At 63.8% G+C, this 21,782-nt stretch carries 23 protein-coding genes; 15 read left to right on the top strand and 8 right to left on the bottom strand.

All coding sequences use genetic code 11. From position 1 onward, the window contains the following. The first annotated feature begins 109 nt into the window (after window positions 1-109). From NKI59_RS12955 to NKI59_RS12930, 6 genes are all read left to right on the top strand, one after another. Window positions 110-907 carry an ABC transporter ATP-binding protein gene (locus tag NKI59_RS12955; protein ID WP_352704629.1) on the top strand — a complete coding sequence of 266 codons (798 nt, stop codon included), beginning with the start codon at window positions 110-112 and terminating at the stop codon, window positions 905-907. Beyond that, a complete protein-coding gene (locus tag NKI59_RS12950) occupies window positions 904-1,653 on the top strand; it encodes an ABC transporter ATP-binding protein (RefSeq protein WP_352452381.1) in 750 nt (249 codons plus the stop codon). The genes NKI59_RS12955 and NKI59_RS12950 overlap by 4 nt, the downstream gene beginning before the upstream one ends. Further along, window positions 1,650-2,558 (top strand): branched-chain amino acid ABC transporter permease, encoded by a 909-nt coding sequence (locus NKI59_RS12945; protein ID WP_352704627.1) that lies wholly within the window; start codon window positions 1,650-1,652, stop codon window positions 2,556-2,558. The genes NKI59_RS12950 and NKI59_RS12945 overlap by 4 nt, the downstream gene beginning before the upstream one ends. Then, window positions 2,555-3,532 carry a branched-chain amino acid ABC transporter permease gene (locus tag NKI59_RS12940; protein ID WP_352569443.1) on the top strand — a complete coding sequence of 326 codons (978 nt, stop codon included), beginning with the start codon at window positions 2,555-2,557 and terminating at the stop codon, window positions 3,530-3,532. Before NKI59_RS12945 ends, NKI59_RS12940 begins: the two co-directional genes overlap by 4 nt. Further along, window positions 3,529-4,821 carry an NAD(P)/FAD-dependent oxidoreductase gene (locus tag NKI59_RS12935; RefSeq protein ID WP_352704625.1) on the top strand — a complete coding sequence of 431 codons (1,293 nt, stop codon included), beginning with the start codon at window positions 3,529-3,531 and terminating at the stop codon, window positions 4,819-4,821. Before NKI59_RS12940 ends, NKI59_RS12935 begins: the two co-directional genes overlap by 4 nt. Before the next feature lie 76 nt (window positions 4,822-4,897). After that, window positions 4,898-5,044, top strand: coding sequence for a hypothetical protein (locus NKI59_RS12930; protein ID WP_352452379.1), 147 nt, complete (start codon window positions 4,898-4,900; stop codon window positions 5,042-5,044). Window positions 5,045-5,095: 51 nt separating this feature from the next. Here the strand turns inward: NKI59_RS12930 and NKI59_RS12925 are convergent, their stop codons facing one another. The 6 genes from NKI59_RS12925 to NKI59_RS12900 form a co-directional block, all read right to left on the bottom strand. Continuing rightward, on the bottom strand, window positions 5,096-5,932 hold the full coding sequence (locus NKI59_RS12925) for a GNAT family N-acetyltransferase (protein ID WP_352691196.1): 837 nt from the start codon (window positions 5,930-5,932) through the stop codon (window positions 5,096-5,098). Window positions 5,933-5,937: 5 nt separating this feature from the next. Beyond that, window positions 5,938-6,678 (bottom strand): aspartate/glutamate racemase family protein, encoded by a 741-nt coding sequence (locus NKI59_RS12920; protein ID WP_352455278.1) that lies wholly within the window; start codon window positions 6,676-6,678, stop codon window positions 5,938-5,940. A gap of 2 nt (window positions 6,679-6,680) precedes the next feature. Then, window positions 6,681-7,499 carry an ABC transporter permease gene (locus NKI59_RS12915; protein WP_352451583.1) on the bottom strand — a complete coding sequence of 273 codons (819 nt, stop codon included), beginning with the start codon at window positions 7,497-7,499 and terminating at the stop codon, window positions 6,681-6,683. A gap of 4 nt (window positions 7,500-7,503) precedes the next feature. After that, on the bottom strand, window positions 7,504-8,415 hold the full coding sequence (locus tag NKI59_RS12910) for an ABC transporter permease (protein WP_352612193.1): 912 nt from the start codon (window positions 8,413-8,415) through the stop codon (window positions 7,504-7,506). A gap of 197 nt (window positions 8,416-8,612) precedes the next feature. Beyond that, entirely contained in the window at window positions 8,613-9,902 is a 1,290-nt protein-coding gene (locus NKI59_RS12905; RefSeq protein ID WP_352451581.1) for an ABC transporter substrate-binding protein, read from the bottom strand. A 36-nt stretch (window positions 9,903-9,938) separates the two neighbouring features. Beyond that, complete coding sequence (locus NKI59_RS12900) at window positions 9,939-11,027, bottom strand: ABC transporter ATP-binding protein (protein ID WP_352704623.1); 1,089 nt, start codon at window positions 11,025-11,027, stop codon at window positions 9,939-9,941. Window positions 11,028-11,285: 258 nt separating this feature from the next. On the opposite strand from NKI59_RS12900, the gene NKI59_RS12895 reads away from it, so the two are divergent. Continuing rightward, on the top strand, window positions 11,286-11,999 hold the full coding sequence (locus NKI59_RS12895) for a GntR family transcriptional regulator (protein WP_023676076.1): 714 nt from the start codon (window positions 11,286-11,288) through the stop codon (window positions 11,997-11,999). A gap of 7 nt (window positions 12,000-12,006) precedes the next feature. Here the strand turns inward: NKI59_RS12895 and NKI59_RS12890 are convergent, their stop codons facing one another. Further along, the gene (locus NKI59_RS12890) at window positions 12,007-13,104 is read right to left on the bottom strand and encodes a lactonase family protein (RefSeq protein WP_352704621.1); all 1,098 of its coding nucleotides are present in this window, start codon (window positions 13,102-13,104) and stop codon (window positions 12,007-12,009) included. Between the two features lie 190 nt (window positions 13,105-13,294). Between NKI59_RS12890 and NKI59_RS12885 the strand changes: the two genes are divergently transcribed. From NKI59_RS12885 to NKI59_RS12850, 8 genes are read left to right on the top strand one after another with little or no spacing between them, the layout of a single operon-like run. Next, entirely contained in the window at window positions 13,295-13,846 is a 552-nt protein-coding gene (locus NKI59_RS12885; protein WP_352455282.1) for a MaoC family dehydratase, read from the top strand. 3 nt (window positions 13,847-13,849) lie between these two features. Further along, window positions 13,850-15,010, top strand: a complete 1,161-nt coding sequence (locus NKI59_RS12880; RefSeq protein ID WP_352621020.1) for a CaiB/BaiF CoA transferase family protein — start codon at window positions 13,850-13,852, stop codon at window positions 15,008-15,010. A 20-nt stretch (window positions 15,011-15,030) separates the two neighbouring features. Then, window positions 15,031-16,173 carry an extracellular solute-binding protein gene (locus NKI59_RS12875; RefSeq protein ID WP_352704723.1) on the top strand — a complete coding sequence of 381 codons (1,143 nt, stop codon included), beginning with the start codon at window positions 15,031-15,033 and terminating at the stop codon, window positions 16,171-16,173. A gap of 21 nt (window positions 16,174-16,194) precedes the next feature. Further along, window positions 16,195-17,382, top strand: a complete 1,188-nt coding sequence (locus NKI59_RS12870; protein ID WP_352621018.1) for an ABC transporter substrate-binding protein — start codon at window positions 16,195-16,197, stop codon at window positions 17,380-17,382. 57 nt (window positions 17,383-17,439) lie between these two features. Then, window positions 17,440-18,177: an ATP-binding cassette domain-containing protein gene (locus tag NKI59_RS12865; protein WP_352621016.1), complete on the top strand. Its 738-nt coding sequence runs from the start codon at window positions 17,440-17,442 to the stop codon at window positions 18,175-18,177. Continuing rightward, window positions 18,170-18,913 carry an ATP-binding cassette domain-containing protein gene (locus NKI59_RS12860; RefSeq protein WP_352621014.1) on the top strand — a complete coding sequence of 248 codons (744 nt, stop codon included), beginning with the start codon at window positions 18,170-18,172 and terminating at the stop codon, window positions 18,911-18,913. Before NKI59_RS12865 ends, NKI59_RS12860 begins: the two co-directional genes overlap by 8 nt. Beyond that, window positions 18,910-19,860 carry an ABC transporter permease gene (locus tag NKI59_RS12855; RefSeq protein ID WP_352621012.1) on the top strand — a complete coding sequence of 317 codons (951 nt, stop codon included), beginning with the start codon at window positions 18,910-18,912 and terminating at the stop codon, window positions 19,858-19,860. The genes NKI59_RS12860 and NKI59_RS12855 overlap by 4 nt, the downstream gene beginning before the upstream one ends. Before the next feature lie 5 nt (window positions 19,861-19,865). Beyond that, the gene (locus NKI59_RS12850; RefSeq protein WP_352621010.1) at window positions 19,866-20,831 is read left to right on the top strand and encodes an ABC transporter permease; all 966 of its coding nucleotides are present in this window, start codon (window positions 19,866-19,868) and stop codon (window positions 20,829-20,831) included. Between the two features lie 62 nt (window positions 20,832-20,893). On the opposite strand, the gene NKI59_RS12845 is transcribed toward NKI59_RS12850, so the two are convergent. Further along, complete coding sequence (locus NKI59_RS12845; protein WP_352621008.1) at window positions 20,894-21,730, bottom strand: amidohydrolase family protein; 837 nt, start codon at window positions 21,728-21,730, stop codon at window positions 20,894-20,896. Window positions 21,731-21,782 lie beyond the last annotated feature (52 nt).

Here is a 21,782-nt window from a genome sequence, read left to right as displayed (position 1 = left end):
GGCCATTTTCGGCTTGCGGAAGAAATTAAAGCCGAATAGCGTGATCAAAGCAAGCGTGATCACAAATCAAATCATAGGCGACGAAGATCGCTTTCGGCCAGAGGAATTGATGAGCGACACGACGGAACGGCAGGAGGAGATCCGTACGCCGGTCCTCACGGCCAGGAACGTCCTCAGACGCTTCGGCGGCCTGGTCGCGGTCAACAATGTCTCCTTCGACATCCGGCCGGGCGAAATACTTGGCCTTATCGGCCCGAACGGCGCCGGCAAGACCACGATGTTCGACCTGCTCGCCGGCAGCATTCTGCCGACCAGCGGCGAAATCCTCCTCAACGGCGTATCGGTGTCGGGGGAAGCTGCCCATCGCCGCATTGGCCGCGGCCTGGGCCGCACGTTCCAGATCCCCCGGCCCTTGCCTAACCTGACGCTGATCGAAAACGTCATGCTGGCCGCGCAAGGGCAGGTCGGAGAAAAACTGCTCGCCAATTTCCTGACGCCCCGGCGGGTCGCTGCCGAAGAAAGGGCTGCCGAGACAAGAGCCGTCGAACTGCTCGAGCTCGTCACGATCGCTCACCTCGCGTACGAACCTGCGCGCGTGCTTTCAGGCGGCCAGCGCAAGCTGCTCGAGTTGGCCCGCGTGATGATGGCCGACCCGGCGATCATCCTGCTCGACGAGCCGGCGGCCGGGGTCAACGCAACCCTGCTCGAGATCATTATAGACCGCATCCGCGACATCAATGCGCGCGGCATCACCTTCCTGCTGATCGAGCACAATATCGACATGGTGACGCGGCTTTGCCACCGCGTGCTGGTCATGGCGAGCGGCCAGCTTCTGTGCGAAGGCACCCCGGAGGAGGTGGCGCGCGATCCGCGCGTCATCGAGGCCTACCTCGGAGGCACGGCATGAGCCAAAAGGTACTCGATGTCCGCGATCTCGAAGCCGGCTACGAGCCTGGCGTTCCGATCGTGCGCGGCGCTTCGATCACCGTCGACCAGGGCGAGATCGTCGTCGTTCTCGGTCCCAACGGCGCCGGCAAGTCGAGCCTTATCAAGGCCATAGCCGGCCTTGTCCCGATCACCGGCGGCACGGTGCTGCTGGACGGCAAGGATATCACGGCGTCGCCCGCTCACATCATGGTCCGCCTTGGCCTTGCCTTCGTGCCACAGACAGAGAACATCTTCCCGCTGATGTCGGTCGAGGACAATCTCAGGGTCGCCTGCGGCATCCTGAGGCCGCGCGAGGTCCCAGCCCGCATCGAGGAAATGTATGCGGCCTTTCCCGATCTCGCCCGTCAGCGCAGAACGGCCGCGGGCAATCTGTCGGGTGGACAGCGGCAGATGCTGGCCGTCGCCCGGGCGTTGATCGTCCATCCCAAGGTGCTGGTGCTCGACGAGCCGTCGGCCGGCCTGTCGCCGAAATTCGTGGCGATGGTGTTCGAGATGCTGGCCGGCATCCGAAAGTCCGGCGTCACCATTCTGCTGGTCGAACAGAACGCCAAGGCAGCGCTTGCCATTGGAGACCGCGCCTACGTGCTGGTCGAGGGCAAGGAGCGGCACCAGGGCGTCGCCTCCGAGCTCTGGAACGACCCGGTCGTCGCTGAACTCTATCTTGGCCAGCGCCGCCTCGACCTTGGACAAGGAAGCGCGGCATGAACCTGCAATTCGTCGTCGACGGACTGCTGGCAGGGTCGATGATCGGCCTCGGCGCCATCGGCGTGACACTCACCTATTCGATCCTGCGCTTCTCGAACTTCGCCCATGGCGACTTCATGGCCTGGGGCACCTATGCGACGCTCGCCGTGGTTGGCGCCATTGGCGCGATTTTCGGCAAGATCGCGCCGATCGCGCCCCTCTCCTTCGGTTGGCCGCTGATCGTCGCGCTCATCATCGGCATGGCGGCCACCGGCCTGCTGGCGCTGGCGCTCGACATCGTGCTGTTCGCGCGGCTACGGGCCAAGGGTCAGGCGATCATCGTGGTGATGGCGAGCTTCGGCGCCTCGATGGCGCTGAGAAGCCTGCTCGAATTCATCTTCACCTCGCGTCCGACCTATTTCAGCCGGGCGATCCAGATCGCCATGCCGATAGGTTTCGGCATCCGCATCACCCCGGACCAGATCGCGCTGCTGTTGCTGACCGCCGTGCTGGTGCTCGGCGTGCATCTCCTGATGACGCGGACCCAGACCGGCCGCTCGATGCAGGCATTGAGCCAGAATGCGGCACTTGCCCGCATCGTCGGCATCGACGTCGCCAGGGTGGTGCGCGTCACCTGGATCATCGGTGGCGCGCTGGCCTGCGTCGCCGGCGTCATGATCGGCATTCTCATCCAGATCCGCCCGTTCATGGGTTTCGAGATGCTGCTGCCGATGTTCGCGGCCGCCATCCTCGGCGGCATCGGCAGCGTGCCCGGCGCCGTTCTCGGCGGCCTGATCATCGGCATGGCCGAAGCCGGCGCGGTGCAGCTGATCGGCGCCGAATGGCGGGCAGCCGTCTCGTTCATCATCCTGATGGCGGTGCTGTTCGTGCGGCCCATCGGCCTTTTCGGAGTGAGGGAACGCTGATGGATCTGCTCGGCTACGGCGCCTTCTTCCTGACCACCGCGCTGATTTTTTCGCTCATCACGCTCGGGCTCAATCTGCAATGGGGGCTGACCGGGCTTTTCAATGTCGGGGTCGCCGGCTTCGTTGCCATCGGCGCCTACACCTCGGCGCTGCTGACCACGCCCGACGATGCCGCGCGCCTGGGCGGCTTCGACCTGCCGATCCTTATCGGCTGGCTTGGCGCCATGCTGTTGGGCGGCGTCGCCGCCGCCATCACCGGCATTGCCACGCTACGTCTGAGATCGGACTATCTGGCGATCACTACTTTCGGCGTCGCCGTCGTCGTGCAACTGGTAGCGCTCAATGCCCAGAAGCTGACCGGCGGGCCGTTCGGCATCGGCTTCATTCCGCGTCCGTTCGGCGGTCTTGCCGAAACGCCGTTGCTGTTCAACCTTTCGAACCTTGCGATCGTCTCGGTGGTGACGCTGATCGTCTATCTCGCGCTGGAGCATCTGTCGCGCAGCCCGTGGGGGCGCGTGTTGAAGGCGCTTCGCGAGGATGAGCGGGCCGCGATATCCCTAGGCAAAAGCGCACGGTTCTACCGCGTCCAGGCCTTTGCCGTCGGCGGCGCCATCATGGCGCTTGCCGGTGCGCTGCAGGCGCATTTCACCGGCTTCATCGCGCCGGACAATTATTTGCCGGCGCTGACTTTCCAGGTCTGGGTGATGCTGATCGTCGGTGGCTCGGGCAGCAACATCGGCGCCGTCATCGGCAGCATCCTGGTCTGGGCGATATGGGCCGGATCGGGAGCCTTGACCAGTATGTTGTTCTCGCCCGAACAACAGGCCCGCGCCGCTTCGCTGCAGATCGTCGCCATCGGCGTGATGCTGTGCGTCATCCTTCTGGTCAGGCCGAACGGCCTGTTTGGCGACAGGCCGCGGCGTCCAAGGTTCGGCAAGCGTGCACGCGTGGCCTCGAGCGAGAGCGGCTCATGAACGCTGTGACCCGGCCGCACGGCGTTTCCCTTTGGCATGCCGTCAGCCGCAGTCGCCGCGACCGGCCCACCCTCGAAGGCGCACTCGATGTCGATCTGGCAATTGTCGGCGGCGGGTTTTCAGGCCTTTCCACCGCGCTGCACAGTGCCGAGAAAGGCATCTCGGTTGCCGTCCTCGAGGCGGAAATCATCGCCTGGGGGGCAACCGGCAGGAATGCCGGCTTCGTCGTGCCGAATTTCGCGAAAAGAGACCCCGACGATATCATTGCCCAGCTCGGGCCCGAACGCGGCGAACGCCTTGTCGATTTCGCCGCCGGCAGCGCCGACCTCGTCTTCGACCTGATCAGGCGGCATGCCATCGAATGCGATGCCGTCCAGAGCGGCTGGATACAACCAGCCCATTCACCGGCCGCTTTGCAAAAGACCAGATCGCGCGCCGAACAATGGGCACCACGCGCAAGGCCGGCTGTTGCGCTGGATAGACAGGCGGTCGAAGAGCTGACCGGCGTTCGCGGTTATCTCGGCGGCTGGATCGACAGATCGGGTGGCGTCCTCAATCCGGTCGAATATGCGCGCGGATTGGCCGACGCGGCGGAAAAGGCCGGAGCGCGCATTTTCGAGCATACGCGTGTCGCGTCGATCGATCACATAGGCGATGGTTGGGCTTTGAAGACGGCCTCCGGTTCGGTACGCGCAGGAAAGGTGCTGGTCGCCACCAACGCCTATGGCGGAGCGCTGGATCGCGCGTTGCAGCGAACCTATTTCCCGCTGAAAATCTTCCAGATCGCGACAGCGCCGCTGCCGCGCGAAATACGCACTCGCCTGCTTCCTGGCGGGCAAGGCGTCGGCGACACAAGACGCAATCTCTTCACCTTCCGCTTCGACAGCGAAAACAGGCTGATAACCGGCGGCATGCATATTTTTGGTCCCGGCGCCGACGCCCGCGTGCCGCGGGCGATCTGGCGGCGACTGGCCAAGCATCTCGATCTTCCGGAAATCCCGCCGCTTGAATATAGCTGGTCCGGGATGGCTGCCGTCGCGCCCGATTTCCTGCCGCATCTCGTCGACCTCGGGCCCGGCCTGATCGCCGGCTTTGCCTGCAACGGGCGCGGTATCGCCATGACGACAAGCATGGGCAAGGTGCTTGCAGATTGGGCTGATGGAACAAAGCCTCAGGATTTGCCGCTGCCGTTTGCGCCGCCGTCGCCGATCCCGTTCCATAGCCTGATGCGGCATGCACCAAACATGGTGCTCCCCTGGAGCATGCTGCGCGACCGGCTGGATGGCTGATCGACGTGCGTCTCCGGCCGCCGTCCTGATACCCGAACTGCTAGACTCGCCCACATCATGTTGTTAACGACAGCGGATGAAGCAGAACTATCTTTATCTCATCATCGGCGCTTTGGCCGTCGCCGTTATTGCGTTGGGGATTTACGTTTATCGCGAGGAGACTAGGCCGAAAGGCGTGGAACTTCGCATCGACGATTCCGGCATTTCAGTTCAGGAAAAATAGACCGCGTAGTCCTGTTGCCCGACTTTGCACTGGAAGTCGGCTTGTACCGCCTCACCCCAACTCCAACGTCGTTATCGCAAAAACTCCGGACTGCATGAGCTGCGGCGCCTTTCCCTTGTACATCCGAGCCGTCTCGAAGCCCGGTTGAAGGCCTGCGGACGACAGCAAGTCTGCAAATTGCCGGCTGGTTTCGGGAACGTCGAGATGGACGTTTCCGGGACCGGACATGTGCGCGAGCGCGGCGAAGAGATGGCTTGCCGCGTCCAGGCTGTCGGCAAAGAGCGGGCCGATCTTGCAGCCGTCCCGGCATTGGCGCGCGACGCCGTATCCCGCAATGGCGCCGTGCTTGAGGATCGCAAGCGCCATATGCGGCGGGCGCAGCCAGTGTTCCAGGAAGGATCGCCTCGGGCCGGGAAAGAAGCGGCGGTCATAGTCCAGTATGTCCGGCACGAGTTCCGGCCCTATGGCGCGAATGTCGTTGCCGACGGCTGCCGGGACATTCGGTGACCCCATGAACCGGATCGTCCGGTAGGCCGGTGCAAAACCCATGCTGCGGTAGTTGGCCTGCTGTTCGACGACACCGTCGAGGCCGATCGTGCGCTTGCCGAGCCGCGCCGTGCCGGCATCCCAAACGACCTTGCCATGGCCTTGGCCACGCTTGTCCGGCCGGCAGATGTAGAGTCCGATGAAGCCGAAACCGTCGCCATAGGCAACGGCCGAAATGCCGGCCGCCATCTCGCCATCGATAAAGGCGCCGATGAAGCCCTGCGGGTCGGCTGCCTGAAACAGCGCGGCATCGTTAAGGCCGGGATTCCAGCCTTCCGCCGCCGCCCAATCGACAAGGGTTTGCACTTCTTCACGTGCGAGCGTTCGGATCGTTCGGGGCATTGCGATCACTCGGCGGCGCCAGGCGCGAAGGATTTCAACGCGCCATGATAGGACTTTGCCAACGGGCTTGCATAGGCGCCGCGCTTGGATGTCGTCAGGCCAAGGGCGATCAATGCCTCGGCCTGTTTCACGGCAGCGCCCACGCCGTCGATGACCGGAAGCCCGAATTCCCGCTGCAGCGCCGCCGCCAGATCGGCCATGCCGGCACAGCCGAGCACGATCGCCTCGGCGCGATCCTCGTCGATGGCGCGCGCAATCTCGTTGCGCAGCCTGAGCAGTGCGTCGGACGCCGGATCTTCGAGGGCAAGAACCGGGATGTCGGCGGCACGCACACGCGCGCGCCCTGCCATGCCATAGCGCTGCACCAACCCTTCGACCGGCACGCGCGAACGTCCGGTGGTGGTGACGACGGTGAAGCGCTGGGCGATGAACGAGGCCGTGCTGAGCGATGCCTCGCAAATGCCGATGACCGGAATGTTGGCCATGGCGCGCGCGGCATCGAGGCCGGTGTCGTCGAAACAGGCAATGATCGCGGCTTGCGCGCCCGAGCGTTCGCCGGCGGCGATCTCGACCAGCAGGCCGGGCACGGCAAGCGCTTCATCGTAATAGCCTTCGATCGACACCGGGCCCATCGTAGAGGTGACGGCAACGATCTTCGTCGATTGAGCAGCGACCGATCGGGCGGCGACCGCGATAGTCTCGGTCATGCTGGCGGTGGTGTTCGGATTGACGACGAGGATCTGCACGGTCAGGCACGCTCGCGGCGGCGGCCGACATAGACGATTGCGCCGAGCGTCAGCAAGATCACCAGGAAGGAAAACACGGTCGTCACGGTGCCCAGCGCATAGAGCACCGGCGTCGTGACATTCGTCGTCATGCCGTAGATTTCGAGCGGCAGCGTGTTGAACGTGCCCGATGTCATCAGCGTGCGGGCGAACTCGTCATATGACAGAGTGAAGCCGAACAGGCCGACGCCGATCAGGCTGGGCGCGATCATCGGCAGCACGACATGCGCAAAGGTCTGCCACGACGATGCTCCGAGATCGCGCGCGGCTTCCTCATAGGCTGGCGAGAACCGGTTGAAGACAGCAAACATAATCAGCACGCCGAAAGGCAAGGTCCAGGTCAGATGGGCGCCGAAAGCGGAGGTGTACCAGGCGGGGCGGAAGCCGATCTGCTGGAAGACGACGCCGATGCCGAGACTGATGATGATCGACGGCACGACCAGGCTGGCGACGGCCAGATAGAACAGTGCGGTTGCGCCGCGAAATTTCTGCCGGAAGGCCAGGCCGGCGAGCAGCGACACGGCGACAGTGACGACCATCACCATCAGGCCAAGGACGAGCGAGCGTTTGAAGCTGCCGCCGAAGTCGCCGACCGCCTGGCGCTCGAACAAATTGGCGAACCAGTGCAGCGACACGCCGTTCAGCGGAAATGTCAGACCGCCGTTCTCGCCCTGGAAAGAGAGGATCAGGATCGCCGAAAGCGGGCCGTAGAGGAACAACACGAAAAGACCGAAGAACGCCGCCAACACATAGAATTCGAGGGTGCGCTTGTCCTGGCTCATCGCCTCACAGCTCCTTGCGGATGTCGACGATGCGCAGGATGCCCGCGACCATCAGCAGCACCAGCACCAAGAGCACGACGGCGTTGGCGGCGGCTGCCGGATATTGCAGCAGCGACATCTGGTTCTTCATCATCAGCGCGACGGAGGCGCTCTGCCCGCCGGACATCACCTGCACCGTCGAGAAGTCGGCCATCACCAGGGTGACGACGAAAATGGTGCCGATCGCCATGCCGGGCTTGGCGAGCGGAATGACGACGTTCCACAGAACCTGCCAGCCGGAAGCGCCGGCGTCGCGCGCGGCTTCTATCAACGACTTGTCGATGCGCATCAGCGTGTTGAAGATCGGCGTCACCATGAACAGCGTATAGAGATGCACCATGGCCAGCACCACGGCGAATTCGGAATAGAGCAGCCATTCGATCGGCTTCGGGATCAGCCCCATTTGCACCAGCGTCGAGTTGACCAGGCCATTGCGGCCAAGCACCGGAATCCACGAGATCATGCGGATGATGTTGGAGGTCAGGAACGGCACCGTGCAGACAAGGAACAGCACCATCTGCATGGCCGTGGTCCTGATATGGAAGGCAAGGAAATAGGCGACCCAGAAACCGATGAACAGCGTCAGCGCCCAGACGATGGCGGCGTATTTCAGCGTATTCAGGTAGGTTTTCCAGGTGACCCAGGAGCCGAGCGTGTCGGAATAATTGGTGGTCAGGAAATCCGGATACATCGCCGCGAAATCGTAATCCCAGAATGAGACCACGGCGATCATCAGGATCGGCAGCAGGAGGAACGCGCCGAGGATCAGCGCCAGCGGTGCCGCCTGGAGATAGGGTGCGACTCCGGCAAAGGAGCGCCTACGTCTGGCAGGCTTTGCAGACGTAACGTGCGTGGATTGTTCGAGCGCTACTGCCATCTATATCTCGGTCGAAGTCGGCGATGCGACTGAGGGGTGTTCCCTTCTCCCCCTGTGGGAGAAGGTGGCCGAGCGAAGCTCGGTCGGATGAGGGGTGTTCCAGCTTGGCACCAACAGTGCTCCGTCCAGCACCCCTCAACCGTCTTGGCGCTGCGCGCCAATCCACCTTCTCCCACAAGGGGAGAAGGCAGAGGGCATCAAGCAGCGATGAACTCGTTCCAGCGCTTCACCATGTAGCGGTCCTCGTCCATGACCGAGTTCCAGCAGGCGACCTTGCCCATGCGCTCTTCGAACGAGCCGCCGTCACGCACGGCGCCAGCCTTTTCCATGACCTTGCCGTCCGGCGACAGGATATCGCCCTTTGCCGGCTTGCCTTCGATCCAGTAGCCCCACTCGTCCTCGGACATGAACTTCTTGGCCGACACCATGTTGGCCGAGTAATAGCCCTGGCGGTTGAGATAGCCGCCAACCCAGCCGGACGTGTACCAGTTGATGTATTCATAGGCGGCATCGAGTTCGGCGCCGGAGAGATGGGCTGCCAGGCCAAGCCCGCCACCCCAGGACCGGTAGCCTTCCTTGAGCGGCTGGAACCGGCACGCGATGCCCTTGGAGCGGACCGCGGCCACGGCCGGCGACCACATTGACTGGATCACCACTTCGCCTGAAGCCATCAGGTTGACGCTCTCGTCGAAGGATTTCCAGAAGGCGCGGAACTGGCCGGCTTGCTTGGCCTTGATCAGGAAGTCGATCGTCTTGTCGATCTCCTCCTTGGTCATGTTGCCCTTGTCGGCGTATTTGATGTTGCCGGTCGCTTCCATGATCATCGCCGCATCCATGATGCCGATCGACGGGATGTTGAGGATGGCGGTCTTGCCCTTGAAGGCCGGATCCATGATGTCGGCCCAGGTGGTGATGTCACGACCGACGAGGTCGGGGCGGATGCCGAGCGTATCGGCATTGTAGATCGTCGGCACCATGGTGAACCAATTGGTCGGCGCCTTGGCGAAAACCTTGCTGTCCTGCGCCTCGACGTAACCGACGGTATGCGGTGCGGTGCCCTGGGCAATAACGCTGTCCGGCGTCAGCTTGCCGGTTTTGAACAGCGGCACCAGCTCGTCGTAATATTTCAGCTTGGTGACATCCATCGGCTGCAGGACGCCTGTCGGGAACACCTTCTTGCAGATCCAGTATTCGATGTCGGCGATGTCGTAGCTGTCGGGCTGCGTCACGGCGCGCTGCGCGGCGGCGTCGGAATCGGTTGCTGTCATCTCCAGCGTGATGCCGAGGTCGGCCTTGCACTTGTCGGCGATGGCATTGAGGTTGGATACGCCGGTGCCGAACTGGCGCAGCGTGATGTTCGATTGCGCCCAGATGGTCGGAAAGCCTGATATGGCGCCGGAACCGGCGGCGAAACCGACGGCGGCGGCACCTGTCTTGAGCAGCGAACGTCGCGATATTCCAGTCTTCTTGTCGGTGGTGTTGGTCATGTTCAGTTCCCCTGTTGTGGTTGGTTATGCTGGATTTCAGGAATCGAGACGGCCAAGGACGATCGCGTCCTCGGCGTCCCAGGCGATCGGCACTGCGTCGCCGACGGCAACCGGCTTGGCGAAGAAGCTGGTGTCGTCGACGATTACGGTGAAATCCTCGACGCCGGCGCCATTGACCGAGAGCTTCACGGTCGAACCGCGGTACTCGACGTTTGAAACGATGCCGGTGAAGCCGAGCCCGGCTGCCGGCGGCTCGCCGATGCGCACGTGGTCGGTGCGAATGGCGGTGTCGATGGGTTCCCCGGTCTCCCTGCCCTGCCCGCTGGCGGCGAGCGTGACGCCGCCGGGCACATCGAAAACGACCATGCCGTCGCGACTGCCGGCGACGCGCCCGGAGATGACATTGTGGTCGCCCATGAAACGAGCGACGAAGGCCGTGGCCGGCCGCTCGAACACCGTGCGAGGGTGCGCCGCCTGCTCGATACGGCCGTCGTTCATCACCACGATCAGGTCGGCCAGCGCCATCGCCTCTTCCTGGCTGTGGGTGACGTGGACGAAAGTGATGCCGAGCGACGTCTGCAGCTTCTTCAGTTCGGCTCGCATGCGGATCTTCAGGAAAGGATCGAGCGCCGAAAGCGGTTCGTCGAGCAACAGCGCCTCGGGATCGGTGATCAATGCGCGCGCAAGAGCAACGCGCTGCTGCTGCCCGCCGGAAAGCTGCGCCGGGCGGCGGCTGGCATAGGCCTCCATCTGCATCAGCTTCAGCATGTCGAGTGCCTTGGCGCGGCGCTCCTCCTTGCCGACGCCTTTCATCTTCAGGCTGAAGGCGACATTGTCGATCAGGTCGAGATGCGGAAACAGTGCGTAGGACTGGAACATCATGGCAGTGCCGCGCCTGGCCGGCGGCAGGTCGGTGACCACTGTGTTGCCGAGACGCACGTCGCCACTCGATATGCTCTCGTGCCCGGCGATCATGCGCAGCGTCGAGGTCTTGCCACAGCCGGACGGACCGAGCAGGCAGCAATAGGTTCCCGCAGGGATTTTCAGGCTGATGCCTTCGACGGCAGTCGTCGCGCCATAGACTTTCGAAACGGACACAATGTCGATTTCGGCGGCTTTGGACATCCAGCTTCCCCTTTGGTCGGATTAGCCAAAGCATCATGCGTGCCAGTTGCGCGCCGCCGCTCCAACCGACTGAATCCTCGAAGAAATCAGGGCCGCCTCTATATAGCTGCCGATACGTCGCCCTTGTGCAATGCACAAATTATAGGCGATTGCCGCCGATCTTCGCAAAGATCGTATGCAATCTTTTTCATCTCTGTATTCACTTTGTCTCTCGTCCAAGCGATGCGATTCAGGGTAGAAGAACACAGGACCGCTGCCATGAACATTGCCGACCAGACCTTCCCTGCTATCGAGGCCGCCAACGAGGATCGCGCGCAGGCGATCCGCGACCAGTTGCGCGACGCGATCGTCGATCGCCGGCTGGCGCCGGGAACAAAGCTTTCCGAAGGCGAAGTCGGCACGCTGTTCGATGTCAGCCGCACCGTGGCGCGTGCGGCACTGCAGATGCTTTCCTTCGAGGGATTGGTGCGCACCGAGCGCAATCGCGGCGCCTTCGTCGCCAATCCGTCGCCGGAGGAAGCGCGGCAGGTTTTTGCTTCGCGCCGGCTCATCGAACCAGGCATCGCGATTGCCGCCGCCGGACGGATGACGCCGGCGCATGTCGCCGCGTTCAAGGCCCAGCTCGACGAAGAAGGCCGTTTCATCGCCGAACGCGGACCGAACGCAAGGCGATCGGAGATCAAGGCGTCGGGGGATTTTCACCTGCTTCTGGCGTCGGTCGCGGGAAACGTCATCCTGCAGCGCTTCATGGAGGAATTGGTCGCTCGTTCATCGCTGGTGATCGCACTCTATGGCCGCTCGGGCATCTCGAGCTGCGGCCACAACGAACACACGCAGATCCTCGAGGCGCTGGAAAATGGCAATGCCGAACGCGCCAGCGCGCTGATGCTGCACCACATCGACCATATCGAGGCCGACCTCGATCTGCGCGTCAGGAGCGGCCCGGCACTCAGGCAGGCGCTCGAGTTCTGAGATCGCGTCAACGCACGATCCTCACGCACATCGGCGTGCCAATTTCGATGGATCGGCCGGTGTCGGTCAGCCGGCCGGTTGCGGCATCACGGGCGAAAATAGAGATGCGGTCGGCATTCTGGTTGGCCGAGAACAGATGGCCGCCCGAGGGCGTCAGTGCCAGATTGCGCGGCGTGGCACCGCCGCAAGGCGTATAGTCGACAAGGGCAATCCTGCCGGTTTGCTGGTCGACCGAAAACACGGCGATGCTGTCATGACCGCGGTTGGAGCCGTAGAGAAAGCGGCCGTCAGGCGAGATCTGGATGTCGGCGCAGTGATTGCCGTCGCGCGCCTCGGGCGGCACGGCCGGCTTGCTGTCGATCACCGTAAGCTTGCCTGATGCTTCGTCCAGCGCCAGCGAGACAACCGTCGAATCCAGCTCGTTCATGACGAACACGAAGCGACCGCCCGGATGCAGTGCGAGATGGCGCGGACCCGCGCCTGGCGCAAGCGCCGACTCGGCGAGCTTCGTCAGGCTGCCGTCTGAGCCGATGCGATAGGACACCAGCCGGTCGATGCCGAGGTCAGCGACGATCGCCATGCCGCCGGCAACCGTCTCGGTTACGCTATGGGCATGCGGCCGCTCCTGGCGGGCAGGATCTGGTCCGGTCCCGCTATGGGCAACGCTCGACAACGGCGCTGTCAGGCCGCCATTCTCACCCAACCCATAGACCACGACCGAGCGATCGGGGCCGCCCTCGCCCATGCGGTAATTGGCGACCAGCAGCTTCGTCCGGTCGCGCGTGATGGTGTTGTGCGCCGTGATGCTGCCCAGCGTCGGCTGCTTGTTGATGTAGGACAACGTGGCGGTCTGTCTGTCGAAACGGTAGGCCGAGACCACCCCTTCGCGCCAGGTGAACACTTCTGAGTTGGCATAGATGTGGGAGCCGTCCGGCGTCACCGACAGGAAGGTGGGATTGTCGATGTCTCCCGTCTCGGCCAGTTTCTTCGTCTGCAGCCTCCCTTCGTCGAAACTGTAGACACCCAGCCCGATGCCGCGCGCGCCCTGAAAATACGGGGCGTCGCGATTGAGGCTGCCGACGAAAACCAGACAGGCATTCTGCATCACTTCCTCCCTTGTTCCGCCGGCATTGGCCCCGACGGAGCAGGCAAAATTTCGCCTGTTCACGCTTGCAACACAACCCCATATGTGAAAATACTATTCACAAAAGAAGATTGACGGGAGGATCGATCATGCATTTCGCTGGTCTGCGGCGCGCCCTGATGGACGATTCCCGCTCCCAGAGGAAGTCGTCATGAGCGGTTTCGCGCCAACCGTGGGCGTGGCATCGACACACCCCGCCAACATGCCTAGGGATCACGCCGACCTTCCCGTCTGGAACGCCGAGAACTGGTTCTACGAAGACTGGCCGGTCGGCCAGAAGATCCGCTCCCTGCGCCGGACCATTGCCGAGGGCGACAGCCATCTCTTCAACACGCTGGTGCTCGACATCCATCCATACGTGCAGGACCAGATGTTCGCCGAAACGCAAGGCATTTTCGGCAAGCGGCTGGTCGCCGGCGCTTTCGTGTTCTCGGCCGGGCTCGGGCTGGTCGCCACCAACTGCATCAACGCCTTTTCGTATGGCTACGACAAATTGCGCTTTATCAAGCCGGTGTTCATAGGCGACACGATCTATTCGATCCGCTCCAACCTCGACAAGAAGCCAAAATACAAGGAAATGGGGCTGATCCGCGCCAGCTATGAAGTCTTCAAGGGTGAAGGCGAGCTCGTGCTTTATTGCGAGCACCTGCAGACGGTGAAGTACCGCAATCCGGCCGATTTCGCCGGCAAGACGGAGAAATAGGCAATGGCTGCCATTGCCGAACTGCCGCTGACCGGGCTCATCGTTGTCGATATGAGCCAGTTCTTGTCCGGGCCTTACTGCTCGCTCAGACTGCTCGACCTCGGCGCTCGCGTCATCAAGATCGAACGGCCGGATGGCGGCGACCTGTCGCGCCGGCTTTATCTCAGCGACACCGAGATCGGCGGCGATTCCACCATTTTCCATGCGATCAACCGCGCCAAGGAAAGCCTTGCCATCGACTTGAAGGACGAGGCCGACCTTGCGGCGCTGCGCGGCCTGCTGGCCAAGGCCGACGTGCTGATCCAGAATTTCAGGCCCGGCGTCATCGAACGCCTGGGCTTCGATTACGAGGCGGTGCGCAAGATCAATCCGCGCCTGGTCTATGCCTCGATCAGCGGCTATGGCGAGGAAGGCCCGTGGGTCAAGCGGCCCGGGCAGGATCTGCTGGCGCAGGCCCGCTCCGGCGTGATGTGGCTGAACGGCGACGAGGACCAAGGGCCGGTGCCCTTCGGCCTGGCGATCGCCGACATGCTGGCGGGCTCCGCCGCCGCGCAAGGCATCCTCGCCGCACTGGTGCGGCGCGGCGTGACCGGCAAGGGCAGCCATGTCGAGACCAGCCTGCTCGAAGCGCTGGTCGACTTCCAGTTCGAGGTGCTGACCACGCATCTCAATGACGGGCGCCGGCTGCCGCGGCGGTCGAGCTTCCGCAGCGCGCACGCCTATCTCTCGGCGCCCTACGGCGTCTATCCGGCCAAGGGCGGCTATCTGGCGATCGCCATGACGCCGATCTCGAAACTCGCCGATCTCCTCGGGCTCGAGGAGCTTGCGCCCTATCGCGACCAGCCGTCGACCTGGTTCACCGCCCGCGACGAGATCAAGGCGATCATCGCGCAAAAGATCGCAACGAAGACGGTCGACGAATGGCTTGCCATTCTCGAGCCTGCCGACATCTGGTGCGCCAAGGTTTTGAGCTGGCCGGAAATGATGGCCAGCGAAGGCTTCCAGGTCCTCGACATGCTGCAGACGGTGACGCGCGAGGATGACGTTTCGATCCTCACCACGCGCTCGCCGCTCAGGATCGACGGCATCCGCGCGAAGGTCGAGCGGGCCGCGCCACGCATCGGCGAGCACAGCGCAAAAATCCGCGCGGAGTTCGGGCTGTGAGCGACGTCACGCTCAAAGGCATGACCTGGAGCCATCCGCGCGGCTATGACCCGATGGTCGCCTGTTCGAGACTGTGGAAGCAACAAACTGGCATCGCCGTTGAATGGGACAAGCGCTCGCTGCAGGATTTCGAATCCTTCCCGGTCGAGGAACTGGCCCGTGCCTACGACCTGATCGTCGTCGACCATCCGCATGTCGGCCAGATCACCGCCGAGAATTGCCTGGCGCCGCTCGATGTCACCGGCCGGGAAGCCGAACGTGCGGCACTTGCGGCGGGCAGTGTCGGCCGGTCCTATCCGAGCTACAACTGGCAAGGCCGGCAGTGGGCGTTTCCGATCGACGCGGCCAGCCAGGTGCAGGCATGGCGGCCCGACATGCTTTCGGCTGCGCCGGCGAACTGGGCCGATGCCCTCGATCTGGCGCGGCAAGGCCACGTGCTGTTGCCGCTCAGGCCGCCGCATTCGCTGATGGTGTTCTACACGCTTGCCGGCAATCTCGGCCGGCCCGCCGGTGAAGGCCCTGGCGACCATGTGGACCCGGCAGCGGGCAAGCAGGCCTTCGAGATGATGTGCGAGATCGCAGCCCTCGTCGACCCGGCCTGTCTTGGCATGGATCCGATCGCGGTTCTGGAGCAAATGGCCGGATCCGGCTCGCGGATCGCCTGCGCGCCGCTGATCTATGGCTATGTCTCCTATGCCATCGCCGGGTTTCGACCCAACCGCCTGGCTTTCGCGGATATCCCGGCCGCTGGCAATGCCGGCCCCAAAGGCTCGGCGCTCGGCGGGACCGGCATCGCCGTGTCGGCCGTCTCGAAGGCCGGACAGGAAGCAATCGACTTAGCCTACTGGATCACCAGCGGCGCCGTGCGGCGTGGCCCCGACGCCGCGGCCGGCGGCCAGCCCGGCCACGCCGCGGCCTGGGCGGATGCCGCCGTCAATGCCGCCGCCGGCAATTTCTACAAGGACACCCGGGCCACGCTCGAAGGTGCCTGGGTGAGGCCGCGGCATGATGGCTACATGGCCTTCCAGCAGGCGGCGTCCGATCGCATCAATCTCGGCCTGAGCGAAAGGCACAATGCCGCTCGCGTCGTTGCCGGTCTCAATCGCCTGTTTCGGGAGAGCCTTTCGACGCAGGTGTCCGGCGTTGCCGGCGGAGGAGCCTGAAACAACCGAACGGAGGAGAACATGAACAGCCTGATCCGCGGCCTTATGGCCGCAACCGCACTTGCATCGGTCACGACCATAGCCTGCGCTCAAGACGTTTCGGGCGTGATTGCTGGATTGCCGACCGAACTGAAGGCACAATATGACGGTGCGCCGCAAAAGGTGCTGCCGTCGGCCTGGGATAATTTCACGCCGCCGTCAAAGCCGTGGAAATGGTGCCACTCAGAGTCCTACCAGGGCAATCCGTGGCGCGTCACCGTCACCAAGGAGTTGAAGCGGCTGGTCGACGGCCTGATCGCCGACGGCACCGTGGCGAGCTTCGAGGTGTCGGATTCCAACAATGATGCCAGTCAGCAGATCAACCAGATCCGCGCCTTCATCGACAAAAAATGCTCGATCATCACCTCGATCCCCGGCTCGGCGACGGCGCTGGACGATGCCATCGATGCCGCAGCCAAAGCCGGCATCCCCTTCATCACGGCAGCTGGGTCGGTGACCAGCGCGAATGCGATCAATGTCGATTCCAACTATGCCCGCTGGGGCTACGACATGATGACCGCAATCGGCAAAGCAATGCCGGACGGCGGCAGCGTGCTTCTGGTCGAAGGCATTGCCGGTCACCCGATCGTCGTGCAGGAGCGCCAGGGTGCCGACAAGGCGCTGGCCGAAAATTCAAAGCTCAAGGTCTCGCGCAGCGTCAACGGCAATTGGACGGCGAACGTTACCAAGACGGCGGTGCTGCAGGCAATCGCCACCAATCCGGCGCCGATCGATGCGGTGTGGACGACGGGCAGCGAAAGCCGCGTCGTTGCCGAGGCCTTTGCCGAGGCCGGCCGCCCTGCCCCGCTGATCACCGGCTCGATCACCGGCGATGCGCTCGGCTACTGGAAGGCCAATCCCGACAAATACCGCTTCGAAGGCCATGCGGTTCTGCCGCACTGGACGGCCGAGACGCTGTTTCGTGTCGGCGTGCGCATGCTCGACGGACAGAAGCCGAAGCTCAATACGCTGCTGATCCCGATTCCGCCGGTCCACAATGCCGACCTCGGCGCCTGGTACAAGGACTGCATGACGCCGGACGCCGTCTCGATCTTCCCGGTCCCGCCGAAGGATCCGATGCCGGAGGAATGGCTCGATGCCTATTTCACCAATCCGGCACCGACCAAGGGCTGGGATTATTCGAAGGTGCCGGACGCCTGCGCCAAGTAGCATTTACGAGGGCCGGCTCCGCACCAGCGGTGCCGGCTTTCTCCATCAGGATTGCTCATGCTGGAAGTCCAGGCCATCTCGAAACGCTACGGCGAAACGATTGCGCTGGCCAATGCCTCCATCGCATTCCGCGCCGGCACGATCCACACCATCCTGGGCGAGAACGGTTCGGGCAAGAGCACCCTGGTCAAGCTGCTGTCGGGGATCGTGCAGCAGGACAGCGGCGCGATCCTGCTCGACGGAGCGCCCTTTACCGGCCTCTCGCCGGCGGCGTTCCAGACCGCCGGGTTGGCCACCGTGTTCCAGGAAGTGCTGATCGCGCCTGACCGTTCGGTGACCGACAACATCCTGCTCGGCCTCGACGGCTTGCTGACGCGCACCGTGCCGCGCGCCGAGCGGCGGCAGCGCGCGCAAGCGGTGCTGAAGCGCTTCGCGGTGACCGAGATCCCGCTCGACCAGTTGGCCGGGCAATTGCCGCTGGCGGTTCAGCAATTGGTAGTGCTTGCCCGCGCCGTGGTGCGCAGCCCGCGCATTCTCATCCTTGATGAGGTTACGGCGGCGCTCGACTTTGCCGATCGCGAGGCGGTCTTTGCCATGATGCGCAAGCTTGCCTCCGAAGGCTGCCTGATCCTGTTCATCACCCATCGCATGGACGAAGTGATGTCGCTTTCCGACCGGATTTCCGTGCTGCGCGGCGGCAGCGTGGTGACGACTGAGGAACGCGGCACGTCCACCGCATCCGAACTTCTCAGAGCGATGGCGCCACGCACGGCGGCGGAGCTGGCGCATGGCTGATCGCGCCAGCCTTTCGGTGCGTGGCCTGGTGATCGCGCCGGGCGCAAGCCCCGTGACGCAAACCATTGCGCCGGGCGAGATCGTCGGCCTTGCCGGCCTCGACGGCCACGGACAGGAGCGGTTCCTGAAAGTGCTGGCCGGCCTGGAACGCCCGGCCGGCGGCGAGGTGACCGTCGAGGCGCCAACCGGAGCGCGCGCGATCACCAATTTCCGCAAGGCGGTCGCCGGCGGCATCGCCTATTTGCCGCGCGACCGGCGCACCACCGGCATTTTTCCGACCCAATCGGTGCTCGACAATTTTGCCGTCTCGACGCTGTCGCGCGATATGCGTTTCGGCCTGCTCAGCTTGGCCGCGCGGCGGCAGCGCTATGAACGCTATCGGGACAGACTGTCGATCATCGCGCCACGGCCGGACGCCCCGATCACCACGCTTTCCGGCGGCAACCAGCAGAAGGTGCTGCTGGCCCGTGCACTGGCACTGGAGCCGGCGATCCTGCTCCTCAATGATCCGACGCGCGGTGTCGACGTGGCGACGCGACATGTCCTCTACGATGTGTTTCGTGGACTGGCGGCGGACGGCATGGCTCTCGTCATCCTGTCGAGCGAGATCGAGGAGATCCTGCTGCTTTGCCATCGCGTGCTGGTATTTCGCGAACAGCAGGTGGCGGCTGAAATCACCGGAGACGCGATGAAAAGCGATACGGTGATCGCCGCCATGTTCGGGCGCGCGGCATGAGCGGGTTGCGGGGCATGGCGGCGCGATGGCGCGGCGCTGGCTTTGCGGCAGTGCTGTTGGTCATCCTGATCGCGGTCAATCTGCTGCTCAATCCGGCGCGCTTCCATCCTGCCGCCTGGGGCGCGCTGATCGGGCTCGCCGCGCCGCTGATCGGCGCAGCGGTCGCCTCGGCTCCGGTGATCCTCGCCGGGCGCGGCGGCATCGACATTTCCGTCGGGCCATTGATGGGCTTCGTCAATGCGATGGTGATCCAGCTGCTGTTTCTCAGGCTTGGCATGTCTTCGCCGCTGGTCATCGTGCCGGCGGCGCTTCTGATCGGCGCGATCGTCGGCGCTGCCAACGGCTTCTTGGCGACCATCGTCCGCATCCAGCCGATCGTTGCGACGCTCGGCACCTATCTGATCCTCACCGGCATGACGCTGACCGTCCTGCCGGCGCCGATCGGGCCGGCGCCGGGCTGGCTGAAGGCAATGGCCGGAACCTGGTCGGCACTGCCGCTGGCGCTGATCTTCCTGTTCTGGTGGCTGGTGCGACAGACGCCTTACTACGACCAGCTGATGGCGGTGGGCAGCGACGATCGCGCCGCCTACACGGCCGGCGTTCCAGTCACCAAAGTGCGTTTCATCGCCTATGTCATGACCGGCATACTTGCCGCCTGCGCGGGCCTGATGCTGACCGCGCTGATCGGTTCGGCCGACCCCAATATCGGGCCAACCTACACGCTGATCGCGATTGCCGCGGTGGCGCTCGGCGGCGTCAGCCTTGCCGGCGGGCGCGGCGGGCTCGCCGGCGCCGCCATCGGCGCTATCGACATCTTCCTGCTGCAGAGCGTGCTGACCGCCTTCAACGTCTCCACCTATGTGCTGCAGATCGCCTATGGCGCGATCCTGGTTGTGGCCGTCATCATGACGGCGCTGCAGGAACGGCTCTCGGGAGGGAAAGGCTGAGAAGCATGCGCCAGACCTGGTTCCAATCCACCAATGCCCGCGTCGCCGGTGCCTTTGCCGTCGCTGTCGCCTTGCATCTCCTTGGCACCTTGCTCATCCCGGGCTACTCCCAGCCGTTCGCCATCCGGGCGCTGCTGGTGATTGCCTCGCTGCTGGCGGTGGCATCGATCGGCCAGACGCTAGTCGTCATTCTCGGCGGTATCGATCTGTCGATCCCCTTCATCATCGGCTTTGCCAATGTCGTTGCCGCACAGCTCTACGGCGGCGGCTGGAATTTTGCTCTTGTCTGCGCAGTCGTCGTCGCGCTCGCCATACTGATCGGGGCGCTGAACGGCCTGATCTCACGTGGGCTCGATATCCACCCGCTGATCGTCACGCTCGGCACTGGCATGATCGTGCAAGGTGCCGTCCTGTTGTGGACCGGTGGCTTTCCATCCGGATCGGCGCCTGCCGCGGTTTCCGCCTTCGTTTCGATCGGCGGTTCGGTCGGACCGCTGCCGGTGCCGGGGCTGGTGCCATGCGTCGCGGTGTTGACCTTGCTGGTGGCGCTGGTGCTGGCGCGCACGCCATACGGCCGCCGTCTCTACGCCCTAGGCAGCAATCCAGGTGCTGCGCCGCTGGCGCTGATCGATCCAGTCCGCATGTGGACCGTGACCTATGCCGCGAGCGCCTTCTTCGCCGCCGCAGCCGGCGTGCTGCTGCTCGGCTTCACCGGCTCTGCCTATGGCGATGTCGGCCAGCCCTATCTGTTCCAGACGATCGCGGCAGTGGTGGTCGGCGGCGCCGCCCTTGTCGGCGGCCGCGGCAGCTATTTCGGCACCATTGCCGGCGTGCTGGTGCTGACGGAAATCAACACGCTGCTGATCGGCCTGGGCTTCCGGCCCTCGACCGTGCAGGCGGCACTTGGCCTGGTCATCGTGCTCCTGGTTTCGCTCTACGGTCGCGAGCGGCACGTGTCGGCGACGATCTGAGGCCACCTATTCGTTATAGCCGCATTTGTGCGACGCCCGATTCCACTTGGCTGCAAAATGCTCTACAAACTCCACAGCCGCTTGGCGTTGCCGGACAGCAGTTGCTGCCGTTCATCGGTGCTGGTGCCGGCAAGCAGCGCATGCGTTGCCGCAATCCAGGTCGCAAGCCCACCGCCAAGCGTGCACACCGGCCAATCGCTGCCCCAGACGACGCGATCCCAGCCGAAGCATTCGATGGTGTGCTCGACATAGGAACGAAGCGTTTCGACAGTCCAGGATCCGGCATCCGCATAGGCGACCACACCGGAAATTTTGCCGACGACGTTCGGGCGCCGCGCGATCTCCGCCATGTGCTCGCGCCAGGGGTGCTCGGCACCGCCCTTGATGTCGGGCACGCCGCAATGGTCGAGCACGAACTGCACATTCGGCGCGAGATCGGCGAGTGCGATCGCCTTGGGGATCTGGTGCGGCAGAACGACGAGGTCGAAAGTCAGGCCGCTGCCGGCTAGCCGCTTGATGTTTTCGCGAAACAGCGCACCTTCCGACAGTTCATCCGGCACGACGTGGAGCACGCGGCGAAAGCCCTTGACGAAACGATCGGCGCGCTGGCGCTCGAGATAGGCGGCAAAGCCGGGCTCTTCCGGACGGCAGGAGGCAATTGCCCCCCGCAGCAAGCTGGCCTTTTCCCGCGACAGCGCTTTGACACGGCTGGTTTCAGCCTCGATGTCGGCAGGATCGACATCGACCTCCATATGCAATGCGCCCTCGATGCCGGCGCGGCGGCCCTGGACTGCATATTCGTCATAGGAGAAATCGCGGTTGAGTGCCGGCACGCCGGCCAGCCAGGGATAGCGCAGCGCGGACTGGTCGATCAGGTGCAGATGGGTGTCGAAGATCATGGTGGCGCGCTCCTCCTTGGCGACTTCGAGATCATCTCACGGAGAAATTCTT

Origin of the sequence: Mesorhizobium sp. M0598, from assembly GCF_040320865.1 — a bacterium.
Classification (GTDB): Bacteria; Pseudomonadota; Alphaproteobacteria; order Rhizobiales; family Rhizobiaceae; genus Mesorhizobium.
Note: the sequence above shows the minus strand (reverse complement) of the source record. Positions and strands in the feature narration are given on the sequence as shown.

Excerpts from the sequence above, each read along its gene's own strand:
- NKI59_RS12955 (WP_352704629.1), top strand. The coding sequence starts at position 110 with ATGAGCGACACGACGGAACGGCAGGAGGAGATCCGTACGCCGGTCCTC.
- NKI59_RS12950 (WP_352452381.1), top strand. The coding sequence starts at position 904 with ATGAGCCAAAAGGTACTCGATGTCCGCGATCTCGAAGCCGGCTACGAG.
- NKI59_RS12945 (WP_352704627.1), top strand. The coding sequence starts at position 1,650 with ATGAACCTGCAATTCGTCGTCGACGGACTGCTGGCAGGGTCGATGATC.
- NKI59_RS12935 (WP_352704625.1), top strand. The coding sequence starts at position 3,529 with ATGAACGCTGTGACCCGGCCGCACGGCGTTTCCCTTTGGCATGCCGTC.
- NKI59_RS12930 (WP_352452379.1), top strand. The coding sequence starts at position 4,898 with ATGAAGCAGAACTATCTTTATCTCATCATCGGCGCTTTGGCCGTCGCC.
- NKI59_RS12925 (WP_352691196.1), bottom strand. The coding sequence starts at position 5,932 with ATGCCCCGAACGATCCGAACGCTCGCACGTGAAGAAGTGCAAACCCTT.
- NKI59_RS12915 (WP_352451583.1), bottom strand. The coding sequence starts at position 7,499 with ATGAGCCAGGACAAGCGCACCCTCGAATTCTATGTGTTGGCGGCGTTC.
- NKI59_RS12910 (WP_352612193.1), bottom strand. The coding sequence starts at position 8,415 with ATGGCAGTAGCGCTCGAACAATCCACGCACGTTACGTCTGCAAAGCCT.
- NKI59_RS12905 (WP_352451581.1), bottom strand. The coding sequence starts at position 9,902 with ATGACCAACACCACCGACAAGAAGACTGGAATATCGCGACGTTCGCTG.
- NKI59_RS12900 (WP_352704623.1), bottom strand. The coding sequence starts at position 11,027 with ATGTCCAAAGCCGCCGAAATCGACATTGTGTCCGTTTCGAAAGTCTAT.
- NKI59_RS12895 (WP_023676076.1), top strand. The coding sequence starts at position 11,286 with ATGAACATTGCCGACCAGACCTTCCCTGCTATCGAGGCCGCCAACGAG.
- NKI59_RS12890 (WP_352704621.1), bottom strand. The coding sequence starts at position 13,104 with ATGCAGAATGCCTGTCTGGTTTTCGTCGGCAGCCTCAATCGCGACGCC.
- NKI59_RS12885 (WP_352455282.1), top strand. The coding sequence starts at position 13,295 with ATGAGCGGTTTCGCGCCAACCGTGGGCGTGGCATCGACACACCCCGCC.
- NKI59_RS12880 (WP_352621020.1), top strand. The coding sequence starts at position 13,850 with ATGGCTGCCATTGCCGAACTGCCGCTGACCGGGCTCATCGTTGTCGAT.
- NKI59_RS12875 (WP_352704723.1), top strand. The coding sequence starts at position 15,031 with ATGACCTGGAGCCATCCGCGCGGCTATGACCCGATGGTCGCCTGTTCG.
- NKI59_RS12870 (WP_352621018.1), top strand. The coding sequence starts at position 16,195 with ATGAACAGCCTGATCCGCGGCCTTATGGCCGCAACCGCACTTGCATCG.
- NKI59_RS12865 (WP_352621016.1), top strand. The coding sequence starts at position 17,440 with ATGCTGGAAGTCCAGGCCATCTCGAAACGCTACGGCGAAACGATTGCG.
- NKI59_RS12860 (WP_352621014.1), top strand. The coding sequence starts at position 18,170 with ATGGCTGATCGCGCCAGCCTTTCGGTGCGTGGCCTGGTGATCGCGCCG.
- NKI59_RS12855 (WP_352621012.1), top strand. The coding sequence starts at position 18,910 with ATGAGCGGGTTGCGGGGCATGGCGGCGCGATGGCGCGGCGCTGGCTTT.
- NKI59_RS12850 (WP_352621010.1), top strand. The coding sequence starts at position 19,866 with ATGCGCCAGACCTGGTTCCAATCCACCAATGCCCGCGTCGCCGGTGCC.
- NKI59_RS12845 (WP_352621008.1), bottom strand. The coding sequence starts at position 21,730 with ATGATCTTCGACACCCATCTGCACCTGATCGACCAGTCCGCGCTGCGC.